Below are 15397 nucleotides of genomic sequence, written 5' to 3' on the forward strand. Positions count from 1 at the left end.
GGCACAATCAAGTTTCGCTTTTTACAGGTATAACCCTACTTCGCTCGGCACATTGCAACGTCTCTACATTTGATAATGTCTATTTTGTTTTTTATACAAAAAATCAAAGAATCACATTTCCCATTCAAAAACTCTTTTAATTAAGCACCACCTTCACCACAACTGGCTGATGGTCAGATGGATAGCGTTGTTCAAATGAGTCAGTCAAAACGCCATATTTTAATACAGTTATTTGTTTACTAGTAAAAATATAGTCAATTCGATTCTTTAATGAGGCATCAAATTTAAAACCGTTAAATGTACCTTCGGGGCCATAAGCTGGTGTTTGCGATACTTGTTTAGAATCGCTCAAAAGTGTCTGAATGTGCTGAATCTGCTCAGTTTCGGGGGTAGAATTAAAATCTCCTGTCAGAATTACGGTCGCATCTTTAGCAATTTCTTGAATTTTCTTCACCATCAACTTACCTGACTCACGACGTGCCACAACTCCTTGGTGGTCGAAATGCACATTGAAAACATAAAAGCTCTTTTTGGTTATCAAGTCTTTGAATTTTATCCACGAACAGATACGATTGCAGCAAGTGGCGTCCCAACCTTTCCCTGGTACATCTGGCGTTTCGCTCAACCAAAAATCACCTGATTCTAAAACTTTAAAGCGAGATTTACGGTAAAAAATCGAAGAATGTTCTCCGCCTTGTTTACCATCATCACGACCATTGCCAAGAAATGCAAAATCGCCCATTTCGGCAATATCATCAAGCTGTCCACGCAAGCCTTCTTGAATACCAAAAATATCAAACTCATGAAAACGAATCAGCCCTTTTACCAATTCTTTTCTATTGGGCCAAGCATTAATACCATCGTTTTGAGTGTTGTATCTTAGGTTATAAGAAGCAATGGTGATTGGTGTTTTTTTCTGGGCGAATAAGTTGAGTGTCATGAAAGACATGAGGAAGAACAGAATACTTTTTTTCATTTTATTAAGGTTTTGTCATAGTTTTATTTCACAAAAGTAGGATAATTTCTGAAAGTTTTAAATGCTCCTCGAATTAAGATATTATTAGCAGATTATTAATCGCATTTTCTATTTTTGTATTCTCAAACCTTATCCAATTTATTATACAAATGAAAAAAATCCTCATTTTACTCTTCATCACGAGTTTTTCTTTTGCCCAAACCCCTAAACCTTACGGAGTAACACCAACGGCAGACCAAGTAAAATGGCATAATATGGAATATTACGCTTTTATTCACTTTGGCCCGAATGCTTTCACTGACAAAGAATGGGGCGATGGCACTGAAAAAGAAGAGATTTTTAACCCAACTCAACTCGATTGCCGCCAATGGGCAAGAATCTGCAAAGCAGCGGGCATGAAAGGAATCATCCTTACAGCTAAGCATCACGATGGCTTTGCATTATACCCAAGTAAATATTCTACACACACCGTTAGAGAATCGAAATGGAAAAATGGGAAAGGTGATATTTTGAAAGAATTATCGGCCGCTTGCAAAGAATATGGACTAAAAATGGGACTTTACATTTCTCCGTGGGACAGAAATCACCCAACTTATGGCACGCCCGAATACAACCAAGTCTATGTAAATATGCTCAAAGAAATTACGACTCAATACGGTGATTTATTTGAAGTTTGGTTCGATGGTGCAAACGGCGAAGGACCTAATGGTAAACGCCAAGTATATGATTTCCCGTTGTTTAACAAAACCGTAAAAACCTATCAACCACATGCTTTAATTTTTAGCGATGCTGGCCCTGATATTCGTTGGGTAGGAAATGAGAATGGTTTTGCGGGCGAAACTTGCTGGGCAACTATCAATGGGGATAAACTTTTCCCTGCGTACGATAAACCTGCCCACCTCAATGTTGGTGATGAAAAAGGAACTCATTGGATTCCTGCTGAATGTGATGTATCGATTCGTCCAGGTTGGTTTTACCACAAAAACGAAGACAATAAAGTAAAAACCGACAAAGATTTGATGAATATTTGGAATAAGTCGGTGGGGCGTGGCTCAAATCTCTTATTGAATATTCCAGTTGATAATCGTGGACTGATTCATGAGAATGATGAAAAAGCCTTGATGGATTTCAAGAAAATGAGAGATACTTATTTCAAGAACAATCTCTTGACTGCTGGTAATTTCAAAAAAGATTTCAGTAAAGATACCTACGATATTACGCTTATGAAGCCGCAAACTTTTAATTGCTTTGTGGTGCAAGAAGATATTCGCTATGGGCAGAGAGTAAAGAAGTTTTACATCCAAGCAAAAATGAATGGAGAATGGAAAAACCTCACTTTTGCAACAACCATAGGGCATAAAAGAATTGTTTATTTCCCGACAACAACCGCCAAAGAACTCCGCATTGTGTTTGATGAAGCTTTTGCAAAACCAATCATCTCAAATGTGGCTTTGTATAACACGCCTGAGTAATTGAATTTCAGTATTATTGCATTTAAAGGAGTTTCAAGACTATTTGAAACTCCTTTGTTTTACATTTGTTTCTCAAAAAATAGAATTTCGAATGAAAGGTAATATCTTTGAAATTCAAACTTCTAAAACAATAATCAATGAAAAAACTCCTCCTATTATTTGCGTCAATAATCGCTTTAGCGTCTTGTCAGAGTAAAAATGAAACTACTACAACTGAAACAGCTTCAGCCGAAATAAAAGTTGATAGCGTAACTTATAGCCTTAAAACACCACCTAAAATCACGAAAGATGGCGATACCGTTATTACAAGCTTTAGTGTAAAATATCCGAAACTCGTAGGTGGAAATGAAGCTGTAATTAGCAAAATCAATGCTCAGATTGAGCAAATGGTGAAAGACCAAACTTTTAGCATAGATGATACCGTGCAAACAACAAAAACTGGTTCGATTGAAAGTTTGGCTAAAGGTTTTGTGAAAGAATTTGAAGATTTAGCAGCCGAAAATGATGATATGCCACTCATGGGCTGGGATTACGAAGGTTCGGGCGATACGCTCTTAATTTCAACAAAAGTAATTTCAATTTATTACCAAGTATATTCGTTTACAGGCGGGGCTCATGGAAATTCTAACATCACTTATTTGAATTTCAATGCCCAAACTGGTGATTTACTGAAACTAACCGATATGGTTTCTGATACTACTGCTTTGAAGAAAATTGCAGAACTAAAGTTTGAGAAAAGCCAAAAAGCATTTGCCAAAGACAACGACTTTGAATACGACCGAGCAAGCTATTTTTGGGGAAATCCATTCTTTTTGCCAGCAAATATTGCCATAACAAAAACTGGACTGCTTTTCATGTATAATCCTTATGAAGCAGCGGCTTATGCTTATGGGCCAATCTCATTCGATTTAACTTGGCAAGAATTAGGAGCAATTGTAAAGAAAGAAATTAGGTAAAATAGTCCACCGTCAATTGTCGATAGTCCACGGTAATGTAAAAAAAGGCTTTCAAAACATAGTTTTGAAAGCCTTTTTTTACAAACTATTCAGAGACGGTCAGTGGTTTACCATTCACACTCAGTTCCTAACCAATCATAGCCCGATTCAATCGGCTGTCCATCAGGTGGCGTAAGTGCGTTTGATGAAATAACTGCTTCTGGATTTTCTTCAAATTGCTTGATTTTCAATAAAGTGAGTCTTGCAAAACCTCCTCCATCAAACATTTTTCCAGAAACCCAAGTCTTAATATCATCAATGGCTGCATAAGCGTTCATGCGTACTTCTGATGCGGTCTCTTTATTATTTGCCAGCTTCATCAAATGGTCGAGATATTGCGTCGCCACCATTCGGTCGATTTGGGCGTAATAACTCATATTATCAACCATTTCTGGCTTCTTCCACAGCTTTTTATTCATTTCTTTTGTTATTTCTGAGAAAGTTGGCAAATCAGCTTTCAAAACTCTTTGGCTCACGAGTCTCGAACAACGCTCTGGATTCAGAATCATTCGCAAAGTTAAACCAGCAGCAGCTTCGGCAGGAGCAAGTGGGTCGAATGCAAGACCCGTATGACGCTTGAAAGTTTCTCGTGGATTAGCATCATATCTGAACGCACGTGGAGGAATCATTTTTAGAATATGCTCAGGAACTGCCAAAAACTGCGGCGTGAGTGTACTCATCAGAGCATTAAAGGCTGCAAGTTGTTTGGCAGCTGGTACTGGCTCATAAACTACTTGACCATCGCCACGCAAAGCAAAATTATAATCTGCTCCACCCAAAACTTTCGATGCTGCTTCTACTTGGAAACGATGAAACATATACATTGGCACTAAAACCTCTTCCAGATTGGCCATCGGAGTCGATTTTGTAATTTTCTTTTCGTTAAAATTCTGTAAAGCAATTCTACGTAATTCCATTACTCTTTTCAGCTCGGTGATGGCATCTGCTCCATTATCCCACAAGTGCGTGGTCGGACTTACCGAACCTTCTGGGCGAGCATCTTGGTCGGTCAAAAAGCGTAAACCTTTACGAAGTGTGTTCTGTACGATTTTCTCTAATTCAACTTTCTCATTAACAGTTGTAGGAAAATCTTGGTAACCCCAAATAATAGACGCCTTATCGTAATCTCCAATTCCCATTGAGTAGGCACGAGAAAGGTCAAATTTACCGTTGGCATAATCAACCAAAGGATGCGGATAATCCATCACCGAGGCACGACCAGCAGTACTTGAGATATAATTATGCGGTAAACCCAAAGTATGCCCAACTTCATGAGCTGCCAACTGTTTCAAGCGGTCGAGCGACATTTGCATGATTTCTTTAACTTTCGACGAGTCAGTTTCATAATTACCCAAGAATCCTTGAGCAATCAAAAAATCTTGACGCACACGCAACGAACCAAGTGTAACTTTTCCTTTTAAAATCTCGCCAGTGCGTGGGTCAATGATGCTCGCACCATACGACCACCCACGTGTACTACGATGTACCCATTGAATGAGGTTATAGCGAATATCCATCGGGTCGGCATCGGCAGGCAGCAATTTTACTTGAAAAGCATCTTTATATCCAGCCGCTTCGTAGGCTTGATTCCACCACGCAGCTCCTTCCATCAAAGCTGAGCGAATTGGCTCGGGAGCACCTGGGTCCATGTAATAGATTATCGGCTTAACGGCCTCACTTATCATCGAAGTTGGGTCTTTTTTCTGCAAACGATGGCGAGAAATATAGCGTTTCATGATTGGCTCGCTCACAGGTGTCGCATAATCGAAGTATTCGATGCCACCGTAGCCAATGCGTGGGTCATATTCTCGGGCTTTAAATTCATTTTTTGATAAATCGGGTAATTCTACAAACGAGTGATGCTGATTCATGGTTACAATTGCGGGTGTTGGCACAACTTCACGCAAATACTGACCAGCATTTTCGCCCATGAGCGTAATGGTCATTTCAAACTCTGTGTTTTTCGGAAAACTTTTACAATGAGGCAAGTAAACCGTACTTCTTGACGCATCAAAACGGTAAGTTCCTTGTCGAGTTCGAGCAATATCTTGCACAGCTCCTACGGCATCTTGCAATAAAAATGGTGTTAAATCGACTAAAACTTTGCCATTGCTTTCGGCTTTTACTTCAAACCCAAAATGAACCGATTTAGCAAAAGATTCTTCAACGGCTCTGCGTTCGAGTGGGTCGTTTGAAATGGCTCGGTAAGCATAGTTGGGTTCAATCATCAGCACTTTGTTGCCTGTACGTTGGAATTTTACAACGTGTTCTTGCCCCAGACGGCCACGGTCGAGGCCAATATCGTTTGAGCCAATGCCTTGTGCCAACGAAGGATAATAGAGCAATTCGGTATCGAATTTATCTATTTCGAGCCAAATTTTGTTTTCTTTGGCGTTCCAGTAGAAGGTCAAGAAACCTTCTTTTTTTTCCATTCCAGCGGTAAAAGCTTCAATGGTTTTGAGTTCTTGCGAAAACGCTAACGAACTGATTGTTAGAAAGATTAGGGTTTTGATGAAGTGTTTTTTCATTTTTTGTGGTGCGAACATCCTGTTCGCTATTATGAATAATTTGAATAATACTAAATCGCTTTGTCATGCGAACAGAATGTTCGCACCACATTACTACTCCTTATACTTCTTCTCTCCTGCCCTGATTTCAGCATCAATAAAATTTTCTTTGGGTGGAATCGGGCAAATGAAACTTTCATTATAAGCACAATAAAAATTATGGGAATTATTGAAGTCTATTTCGATTTTATCACCTTTTAGATTGTCTTTCGGAATATTGATAAAACGTCCTCCGCCATAAGTTTCTTTGCCACTCGTTAAATCTCTAAACGGAAATAAAAAATGTTCGCCTTCATCAAAAAGGCTTACAGTAAAAGTCTTTCCATTGACCGAAAAAGTAGCGGTTCCTGCTTTTTTAATTTCGGTTTGAGTGCTATCTGTCATCAAAATCATTCCTTGTCCTGCACTTTCAGCCTTAAAATCAGCATCAATGGTGAATTTTTTATCAGCATCGAAATATTTTATTCCCGAAAAATCTTTGAGCGAAGCAATTGGAGAATCATCTTCACTCATCAAATTTTTCAGAAAAGTATCACGTTGTTTTTTCACAGTATCGGTATAACTTTCTGACCCACTCAACGAATAAAACATGATTCCGATAATACCCAGTATCATTATTACTAAAAAAACTTTGTTTTTAAACATATTTGCAAGGTTTGCGTGTTATAAAATAAGTAGAACTAATCCTTACGCTAAGTTAGTAAATTTAGCAAAAAACTGTTCTTTTTCCGACCTTAATTTCCGTTATTCGCAGCTCAAAAATTAGATAATTATGTTTACAGGAATCGTAGAGGCTACGGCCAAATTAGTAGATATTCATACCGAAGGAACAAACCTTACTTTTACATTTGAATCGAGCATTGCTCATGAACTAAAAATCGACCAAAGTGTATCGCACAACGGAGTTTGTTTGACGGTTGTTAGTTTAGGAGAGTCCACAGACCTCGGTCCACAGTCAACAGTGGGCAGTAAGCAAAATACCTATTCACCATCCACCATTAATCATTCACCATTTTATAAAGTTACCGCCATTGACGAAACACTCAAAAAGACAAATTTAGGGAAACTAAAACTCGGCGATAAAGTAAACTTAGAGCGTTGTATGCCAGCCAATGGTCGTTTTGATGGACATATTGTGCAAGGCCACGTTGACCAAACGGGTATTTGTACCGCCATCGAAGACCAAAATGGCAGTTGGTTAATTTCGTTTGAATATGATACCGCAAACAATAATATTACGGTAGAAAAAGGCTCAATTTGTGTCAATGGTGTGAGTCTGACGGTTGTAAACTCAAAAGATAATGGTTTTAGCGTAGCCATTATTCCATATACTTGGGAGCATACCAATTTTCATCAGCTAAGTGTGGGAAGTGTAGTAAATCTCGAATTTGATATTTTGGGAAAATATATGCTGAAGATTTTGGCGAGGAAGTAAAAATAAGTCAATCAAATATTTCAGAAAGAGTCATACACAAAAAATGGGAAGCATTTCTGCCTCCCATTTTTTTATTCGTAAATCACAATTCGTAAATCGGTTTAACGTTCTGCCATTGGCACAAACGGACGGTCAGTTGCACCAGTGTAAATCTGACGTGGGCGACCAATTGGCTCTTTGTTAGCTCTCATTTCTTTCCATTGAGCAATCCATCCTGGGAGACGGCCCAAGGCAAACATTACCGTAAACATATTCGTCGGGATACCTAACGCACGGTAAATGATACCTGAGTAGAAGTCAACGTTTGGATATAATTTTCTTGAAACGAAATAATCATCGTGTAAAGCTGCTTCTTCTAAGCCTTTTGCAATTTCAAGAACTGGGTCGTTTACGCCCAATTTACCTAAAATATCATCGGCTGCTTTTTTGATGATTCTGGCACGTGGGTCGAAGTTTTTGTAAACTCTGTGGCCAAAGCCCATCAAGCGGAAACCTGAATTTTTATCTTTCGCTTTGTTTACAAACTTCATTACATCACCACCATCGGCTTTGATTTCTTCAAGCATTTCGATTACCTCTTGGTTTGCTCCACCATGTAGTGGTCCCCAAAGAGCTGAAATACCTGCCGAGATTGAAGAGTAAATATTTGCTTTCGATGAACCAACCAAACGTACTGTCGATGTCGAGCAGTTTTGTTCGTGGTCAGCGTGAAGAATCAATAATTTATTTAATGCTGCTGAAACGATTGGGTCAACATGATAATCTTCTACTGGAAGCGAGAACATCATGTGCAAGAAGTTTGAGCAGTAATCCAATGAATTTTTCGGATAATTGATTGGGTGTCCGTGCGATTTCTTGTAGCACCAAGTAGCCAAAGTTGGGAATTTAGCCAACAAACGGATGATGTGCGTTTCAGTACGGTCTGGAGCTTTATCATCATACGAATCTGGGTAGAAACCACTCATAGCACTTACCAACGACGACATAACGCCCATTGGGTGTGCGTTTACAGGGAAACCATTGAAGATTCGACGCATATCTTCGTTCACGATTGTGTGTGTACGAATATCATGCTCGAATTTGCTGTATTGCTCAGTTGTTGGCAACTCGCCATAGATTAATAAATAAGCAACTTCCAAAAAATTAGCCTTTTCAGCAAGGTCTTCAATCGAGTAGCCACGATAATGCAATATGCCTAACTCTCCATCCAAAAACGTGATTGCACTTTTGGTAGCACCTGTATTTTTATAACCGCTATCAATTGTGATATAACCAGTTTCATCACGAAGTTTGGCAATGTCAATTGCTTTTTCGCCTTCTGTACCCTCGATGGTGGGATATTGGTATGTTTTACCGTCAAGTATTATTTCTGCTGTACCAGCCATAAGAAACATTAAGATTATGCGGGACACCGCCCGTTTGTATTATTGAAATTCGCTGATGAATTATTTTGTTAATTCGGTGACAATATTAGTAAAAAAACTGCAAAAAGCATCGACTACCAAAAAATATTTGTCGTAACAACAATAATTTAATTTACAGTTTTCTAATTATTATACTTTTTTGCAATTATAGATACTTTTATAACTTATACAACTTATTTCGGTCATAAAAAGTTTGCTCAATTTCTATAGATAATTATAATTTCAGTTTTTTTTTGTAGCTTCACTTTCCCGAAATTATAAAAATTATGCTAACCGCCATTCTAATAGACGACGAAAAAGGGTGTTTAGACACACTCGAAATAGAACTACAAACTTACTGCCCCGATGTGAAGGTTTTGGCTAAATGCCAATCGGCCGAAAAAGCTCTCGAAGTACTTGATACTTTAATACCTGATATGATTTTTTTGGACATCAGTATGCCTCAAATCAATGGTTTTGACTTTCTGTTGAAAATCCCTAAAATCAATTTTGAAGTTATATTTTGCACTGCATACGATGCCTTTGCTCTTACGGCTTTTGAGTTTTGTGCCATTGATTATTTATTGAAACCAGTATCAAAAGAAAAGCTCATTCGAGCGGTTGATAAAGTTCGACAAAAACAGCACAAACAAGTTGATTTACAAAACTTAGAGCTTCTTCTGGCCAATATGCGGGGCGGTATTCACCACAAACCGAATGTGGCTGTACCAACTCCCGAAGGATTGGAATTTATTTCGATAACTGATATTGTTTATGCCGAGGCCGACGGTAATTATTCTCGGATTTACATGACCAACAAAGAAAAAATCTTGATTTCTCGAACCCTCAAAGATTTAGAGGCCTTACTCTCAAATCATCCATTCGTACGCATTCATCAATCATATTTGGTCAATATGGCATATATCAAAAAATATGTCAAAGGAGAAGGAGGCTACGTGGTAATGACCAACGGAGCAACCTTGCAGGTTTCGAGAGCTAATCGTATAAAATTAATGGATTTAGTGAGATAGTGAAAAATAATTGAGAATTGAGAACTGAGAATTAAATACCTTATTATCAGACAAATACAAAATATTTAGTGCATAAAATCTTGAATTAATACTTACTTGCGATTTATACAGCTTGTCATAGTTTGCTTAGTTTTTAGCCTTAATTACAGTTTTGCACAAAAAACTGTTCCGATAATGCTATCTCAGCACCTGAATGATGAAGGTTTGGTTGACGCCACCCCAAACACTACCCTTTTTATAGATTCGACCAGTAAACTAAGCATAAATGAAGCTGACAAACAGTTATTTAGGCCATTAAAAGATTTTGCATTTGCACAGCTTTCTACCGAATACTATCAATATAATTTTTGGTTAAAACTGACGGTAAACAACCCCTCCGACACGAGTATTAATGTATTGTTTACGACTGGCGTTCATAAAAGTATTGATGTTTTTAGAAAACAAGGCAGAGCGTTCATAAAACTCCAAACTACCAATCAGGCACTACGACCCAACCAAAGAACCTATAAATTTGATGAATCATATTTGCCTTTGAAGTTTGAGCCAAAAAAATCGTACGAATTATTCATAAAGGTAACCGAACACCCGCAGCTATACTTCAAACTTACACCTAAACTGGTAAGCTATGCGGCAGAATACGAAGATAAAATCAGAGCATTTGACGATGAATATATTTACTTTGTGCATGATGGTATCTATATTTCTGTTTTGCTGTTTGTAGCAACTTATATGTTCATTATGTTTTTTATTGAACGTAAACGCTACTACCTATACTACGGGTTCTATCTTTTTTTTCTGGTGTTATTTGGTTTTTGGGCTGTTGAACATTCGCCATATATTATACTGATTTTCAGCCACTTACCCTCATTAAAGTTTTCTGCAAATAACAATACGTATTTGCTCATTACTAATATTTTCTACTACCTTTTTCACTACGAATTTCTGGAATTACCTAAAATAGCACCCAAATTCAGTAAAGTGCTGGTTGGCTACATCAAAATTCTTATTGGGCTTTTGGTAATAGATACCTTTGTCAATTTTGTACTGAATGATTATTCGCTTGGAGGTAAAATCTGGATTCTAACCCAACCTTTGATTGCTATTTTTGGTATTTACGGCACGGTTCAACTTTATCGCCTCAAAGGGCCTTTTGTTCGGTATATTCAAATCGGTAGCACGGTTTTGATAGTAGGAGCAATCGTTGGTTTTCTCGAACAACTCTTACTCATCAAACCAGCTGATAATGTACTGATGCGGCTCGCTCCGAGTTTTGGACTAAACTATGCAGTTTTGATTGAAATCTTCTGTTTTTCGATGGCTTTGGCTTACAAAACATGGATTTCTCAGCGTAATCGAAACCGCCTGATTCGCTCAATCAAAGAATCAGAATTACGTACGCTGCGTTCGCAAATCAATCCACACTTTATTTTTAATAGTCTTAATTCAATCAAAGCATATATTCTGAAAGACCGCCAATTGGAAGCCTCAGAGTATTTGACCGATTTTTCGACCCTCATGAGGGCTATTTTGCAGCAGTCGAAAGATAAATTTATTTCATTGAGCGATGAATTAGAAACAACGCTTCTTTACGTAAAACTCGAAAATTTGCGTTTTGAAGAAGGCTTTACTTTCAATTATTATCTTGATAAAAACATCAAACCCGACGAAATACTTATTCCACCAATGCTCTTGCAGCCCTATATCGAAAATGCTATCAAGCACGGTTTAATGGGCAAAACCGATGATAGAATTTTGGGATTGAGTATCAAAAAAAAAAGTGATGACGAAATAATTATCACGATTGATGACAACGGAATCGGCAGAGAACAGGCTTCCTTACAGCGAAAAAATACGCTCAAACATCAATCAATGGGTATGAGTATCAATAATGAACGTGTGCAACTTCTGGGAATTACCAACGATTTGCATATTGAGATAGAAATTATTGATAAAAAATCGCCCGATGGACATTCGGAAGGAACAACTGTAGTAATTACCTTACCTATTTAAGCATTTGAAACATTTAAAAATACATATTGAGCAAGCACTCAGCAAGAAGATTTTATTTAATCTTTTCTTGCCAATGATATGTATCTTTTTTAGAACAACCACCGTTTTTGCACAGATTAAACTACATACAAAAATCGACAAATCGGGTTTTATTGATTGTAGTTCACAAGCGATGCTCTTTGTTGATTCATCAGCCAAAATTTCACTAAACAGCCTATCTCAAGAGCAATTTTTGCCATTAATCAGCTTCGAGATACCTAAAAGTTTAATCAAAGCATACAGGTATGACTATTGGTTAAAATTAACGGTTGAAAACCCAACTGATGATACGCTTAATTTATTACTAACCACGGGGTTGCATGAATCTACTACGCTTTTTCGCTTTGAGAAAAATCAATTCAAGAAAATTACCGAGACTCAAGAAAGGTTTAGTAAGCAACAACGCCCTTTCCGCTCCGACGACCAATATATGCCTATTAGTTTTTTGCCTAATACTGTCTATGTATTTTATGCAAAAATCAATGATTATCCTCGTGAAGACTTTGCAATTCGTCCAATTTTAAGTAGCAAGTCATGGGTAAATCTGCATAAACTCAATGCTTTCTATGATGAATACGTGTATTTGATTGCCTACGGCTTTTTGGTATCCGTATTGTTTTTTGTGGCCTTGTTTGTATTGATGTTCTATTTACTCGACCGCCAAATTTATTACCTCTATTATGCTTTTTATACAATTTCGATAGGACTCTTTAACTTATGGGAATACGAACATTCGCCTTACACACACTTAATTTTCAATCATTTACCATTCTTAAAATTTACAGGAAACAGTAATATTTATGTTTTTCTGACTCATATCTTTTACTTCTTATTTATTTTTGAATTTCTTGAACTAAAAAAACAAACCCCACTGGTTGCTAAACTTTTCCGTTGGACGATTATCGGTTTGGCCATCATGTTGGTAGTTGATATTTTTATTTTATCTATACTAAAACGCTTAGATTGGAGTACGAGTCTTTACTGGACCTTCCAAGATATTTTTCCGATTCTGAATTTTGTGCTTTTATTCACCATATTCAAAGCAAAAGGTCGGATTGCACGCAATATCCAAGTAGGTAGCACTTTTCTGATGATTGGTGGGTTGGCGGGTTTTCTTACACATTATTTCAATAATACGCCGATGGTATTATTCAGAATCGACCCGAGTATCATGTTTGTGGCAGGTACATTGCTTGAAGTTTTCTTTTTTTCGATAGCCATCGGCATCAAAAGCTATAATATTCAGAAAGAACAAAAGTCATTGCATAAATCAATGATGGAATCGGAGCTTCAGACACTACGCTCGCAAATAAACCCTCACTTTGTATTTAATAGCCTAAACTCTATCAAAAGCTATATCCTAACTCATCGCTCGACCGAAGCCTCTGAATATCTGACCGATTTTTCTACTTTGATGCGAGCCATTTTACAGTATTCTAAAGAACAATTAATTTCGTTAAGCAACGAACTCGAAATAGCCTTGCTTTATGTGAGTCTCGAAAAACGCCGATTTGAAGAAAATTTTGTCTTTAATTATGACCTCGACCCTACCATTGATACCAATGAAATCATGATTCCGCCGATGCTTTTGCAACCATATATTGAAAATGCAATCAAGCATGGTCTGATGAATAAACACGGGATTAGGATTTTGTCGCTCAAGATTTCTAATGAAAATCCAAAATATATCAGTATCGAAATCGAAGATAACGGCATCGGGAGAGAACAAGCCTCGCTCCTACGCAAAAATACACCCAAATACCAATCAATGGGTATGAGCATCAATGATGAAAGAATCAATCTACTGGGGCAATCGAATGATTTTTTTATTGAAATACAAATCGAAGATAAAAAAACGGCTATGAATGTGAGTGAAGGTACAAAGGTAATTATACGTATTCCGGTAGAGTAAAAATACCATTCAATAAAAAAAGTACCGCCAAATAATAACTCAAACCTACCAAATATCCACCAAACCTACCAAATACTAAATGCAACTATTATAATGAAGAGTTTATTTGCAATTTTGGAATGTAAAAAAACTCCAAAAAGCCATGAAAACTTTCTATACAAAACCCAACTTTTGTGACCCTCAACTCATTTGGTTCGACCACGGTAAGACTTGTATTCTTCCCGAAGAGGTTGTGTACCTAAGTAGCCTTGAAAACTATACCGAATTTCATCTTAAATGTGGGAAAAAAGTAATTTCGTCTCGTACACTCAAAATCCATGAAACCCAATTAGTAGCTAAAGGTCAATTTGCTCGGGTGCATCGAAAATTCATGCTCAATATGCAATACCTCAAACACATTGAGCGTCATGGAGAAGAACACGTAGCCCACCTTACAACGGGCGATAAAATCATTGTTTCGAGACGTCAAGCCAAAAGGTTAAACAATTAATCTTTCCAATCAAGTGGGCGTTTAGCAGTGCGGTATGGACTTTCTTTACAAACCGCACATTCTATATCGAATGGGTAAACGATTAAACCAATGCTATATGGCGGAACACCCAGGTTATTTCTTTGAATAAAAACCGCCTTCTGTGTAACAGCTGACACTTGGAAATAGCCCAACATTGGCTTGGTAACATCTGTTAGATTTTTGATATTGCCCTTAATCATTGCAGGGGCAGTATCAAAAATTCCCCCCGAATTACTGGCTTGAGCTTTCACGTTCGACCAAAACAGGTACGCTTCTTTACTCAAACTCATCTGCTCGATTAGCATATAATAAGGTGTAGTATCATCATACGGAATCTGACCAATATTTTGTTTGGCCAGTGTGCGTCCATTGACAAGTTTATCAGATGCTACATTTACACAGCCTAAGCATTGCGTTATATTCCAGCAATCTTCGCAACATTTACGCAAATATCGTACGGGAGGGTCAGTGCGTGGCACCGTATAAACTTCACAAAAACCAGCTTTTTGGTAGTTTTTCCAAGTCCAACGATAATAGTCTCCTTCTGTAGCTGGGTCTTTTACATCTACATATACATTAAACATACCTCGATATTGTGGGCGAGGTGTGGTAGTGAGTTTGAATTCGGTATAGACTTTATCAATGGCAGGCGAAGCACGCATTGGCTCAGCGTTACTGGCATATTCTACTCCATCGCTGGTGCGTACGTGAAGCGTATAGGTATTACCGACTTGGCCACGAAAACCATCGGGCGTACTAAATTGGCCACGATTCAAATCATTTAGGTCAGTTCGCAGGCCTTTGGCATCAGTTATCCAAACTTTTGCGGCATTAACATATTTATCAAAAACACTTTCTTTACTGTTATATCCTGCCGAAAAACTCAACACAAAATAGTGCGGCCCAGGTTGGTCGGTCAAAGTACCTTCAAAAACAATTGAGGGAGTACCACCAACAAGTTTTGGGTCAAATTCATCGACACAGGCAATGAGCAAAACACAAAAAAAAGCAATAAAAAGTTGAATAAAAAATTTCATAAGTCTTAT

Annotated in this window: 12 protein-coding genes; 7 read left to right on the top strand and 5 right to left on the bottom strand. The window is 37.7% G+C overall.

Annotated features, from left to right (window positions below):
* Positions 1-136 precede the first annotated feature (136 nt).
* The gene (locus IEX65_RS00005; protein ID WP_188763375.1) at positions 137-976 is read right to left on the bottom strand and encodes an endonuclease/exonuclease/phosphatase family protein; all 840 of its coding nucleotides are present in this window, start codon (positions 974-976) and stop codon (positions 137-139) included.
* A gap of 149 nt (positions 977-1125) precedes the next feature.
* Between IEX65_RS00005 and IEX65_RS00010 the strand changes: the two genes are divergently transcribed.
* Together IEX65_RS00010 and IEX65_RS00015 are read left to right on the top strand one after the other, a co-directional pair.
* Positions 1126-2448, top strand: coding sequence for an alpha-L-fucosidase (locus IEX65_RS00010; protein WP_188763377.1), 1323 nt, complete (start codon positions 1126-1128; stop codon positions 2446-2448).
* 137 nt (positions 2449-2585) lie between these two features.
* Positions 2586-3404: a DUF3298 and DUF4163 domain-containing protein gene (locus IEX65_RS00015; RefSeq protein WP_188763379.1), complete on the top strand. Its 819-nt coding sequence runs from the start codon at positions 2586-2588 to the stop codon at positions 3402-3404.
* Positions 3405-3511: 107 nt separating this feature from the next.
* Here IEX65_RS00015 and IEX65_RS00020 read toward each other — a convergent pair whose 3' ends face one another.
* Together IEX65_RS00020 and IEX65_RS00025 are read right to left on the bottom strand one after the other, a co-directional pair.
* On the bottom strand, positions 3512-5971 hold the full coding sequence (locus IEX65_RS00020) for a zinc-dependent metalloprotease (protein ID WP_188763381.1): 2460 nt from the start codon (positions 5969-5971) through the stop codon (positions 3512-3514).
* Positions 5972-6064: 93 nt separating this feature from the next.
* On the bottom strand, positions 6065-6655 hold the full coding sequence (locus IEX65_RS00025) for a DUF1684 domain-containing protein (RefSeq protein ID WP_188763383.1): 591 nt from the start codon (positions 6653-6655) through the stop codon (positions 6065-6067).
* A gap of 127 nt (positions 6656-6782) precedes the next feature.
* Here IEX65_RS00025 and IEX65_RS00030 point away from each other — a divergent pair, with 127 nt between their 5' ends.
* The gene (locus IEX65_RS00030; RefSeq protein WP_188763385.1) at positions 6783-7445 is read left to right on the top strand and encodes a riboflavin synthase; all 663 of its coding nucleotides are present in this window, start codon (positions 6783-6785) and stop codon (positions 7443-7445) included.
* A 101-nt stretch (positions 7446-7546) separates the two neighbouring features.
* On the opposite strand, the gene IEX65_RS00035 is transcribed toward IEX65_RS00030, so the two are convergent.
* A complete protein-coding gene (locus IEX65_RS00035; RefSeq protein WP_188763387.1) occupies positions 7547-8830 on the bottom strand; it encodes a citrate synthase in 1284 nt (427 codons plus the stop codon).
* 305 nt (positions 8831-9135) lie between these two features.
* On the opposite strand from IEX65_RS00035, the gene IEX65_RS00040 reads away from it, so the two are divergent.
* The 4 genes from IEX65_RS00040 (at position 9136) to IEX65_RS00055 (ending at position 14330) form a co-directional block, all read left to right on the top strand.
* Positions 9136-9879 carry a LytR/AlgR family response regulator transcription factor gene (locus IEX65_RS00040; RefSeq protein ID WP_188763389.1) on the top strand — a complete coding sequence of 248 codons (744 nt, stop codon included), beginning with the start codon at positions 9136-9138 and terminating at the stop codon, positions 9877-9879.
* A 174-nt stretch (positions 9880-10053) separates the two neighbouring features.
* The gene (locus tag IEX65_RS00045) at positions 10054-11889 is read left to right on the top strand and encodes a histidine kinase (RefSeq protein ID WP_188763391.1); all 1836 of its coding nucleotides are present in this window, start codon (positions 10054-10056) and stop codon (positions 11887-11889) included.
* 4 nt (positions 11890-11893) lie between these two features.
* Positions 11894-13840, top strand: a complete 1947-nt coding sequence (locus tag IEX65_RS00050) for a sensor histidine kinase (RefSeq protein ID WP_188763393.1) — start codon at positions 11894-11896, stop codon at positions 13838-13840.
* 142 nt (positions 13841-13982) lie between these two features.
* The gene (locus IEX65_RS00055) at positions 13983-14330 is read left to right on the top strand and encodes a LytR/AlgR family response regulator transcription factor (protein ID WP_188763395.1); all 348 of its coding nucleotides are present in this window, start codon (positions 13983-13985) and stop codon (positions 14328-14330) included.
* On the opposite strand, the gene IEX65_RS00060 is transcribed toward IEX65_RS00055, so the two are convergent.
* Positions 14327-15388 carry a DUF4249 domain-containing protein gene (locus IEX65_RS00060; RefSeq protein ID WP_188763397.1) on the bottom strand — a complete coding sequence of 354 codons (1062 nt, stop codon included), beginning with the start codon at positions 15386-15388 and terminating at the stop codon, positions 14327-14329. The genes IEX65_RS00055 and IEX65_RS00060 overlap by 4 nt on opposite strands.
* Between the last annotated feature and the right edge of the window lie 9 nt (positions 15389-15397).

Origin of the sequence: Emticicia aquatilis (assembly GCF_014644295.1) — a bacterium.
Lineage (GTDB): Bacteria > Bacteroidota > Bacteroidia > Cytophagales > Spirosomataceae > Emticicia > Emticicia aquatilis.

Coding starts and splice junctions, on each gene's coding strand:
- IEX65_RS00005 (WP_188763375.1), bottom strand. CDS start 976: ATGAAAAAAAGTATTCTGTTCTTCCTCATGTCTTTCATGACACTCAAC.
- IEX65_RS00055 (WP_188763395.1), top strand. CDS start 13,983: ATGAAAACTTTCTATACAAAACCCAACTTTTGTGACCCTCAACTCATT.
- IEX65_RS00035 (WP_188763387.1), bottom strand. CDS start 8,830: ATGGCTGGTACAGCAGAAATAATACTTGACGGTAAAACATACCAATAT.
- IEX65_RS00015 (WP_188763379.1), top strand. CDS start 2,586: ATGAAAAAACTCCTCCTATTATTTGCGTCAATAATCGCTTTAGCGTCT.
- IEX65_RS00025 (WP_188763383.1), bottom strand. CDS start 6,655: ATGTTTAAAAACAAAGTTTTTTTAGTAATAATGATACTGGGTATTATC.
- IEX65_RS00020 (WP_188763381.1), bottom strand. CDS start 5,971: ATGAAAAAACACTTCATCAAAACCCTAATCTTTCTAACAATCAGTTCG.
- IEX65_RS00040 (WP_188763389.1), top strand. CDS start 9,136: ATGCTAACCGCCATTCTAATAGACGACGAAAAAGGGTGTTTAGACACA.
- IEX65_RS00010 (WP_188763377.1), top strand. CDS start 1,126: ATGAAAAAAATCCTCATTTTACTCTTCATCACGAGTTTTTCTTTTGCC.
- IEX65_RS00045 (WP_188763391.1), top strand. CDS start 10,054: ATGCTATCTCAGCACCTGAATGATGAAGGTTTGGTTGACGCCACCCCA.
- IEX65_RS00060 (WP_188763397.1), bottom strand. CDS start 15,388: ATGAAATTTTTTATTCAACTTTTTATTGCTTTTTTTTGTGTTTTGCTC.
- IEX65_RS00030 (WP_188763385.1), top strand. CDS start 6,783: ATGTTTACAGGAATCGTAGAGGCTACGGCCAAATTAGTAGATATTCAT.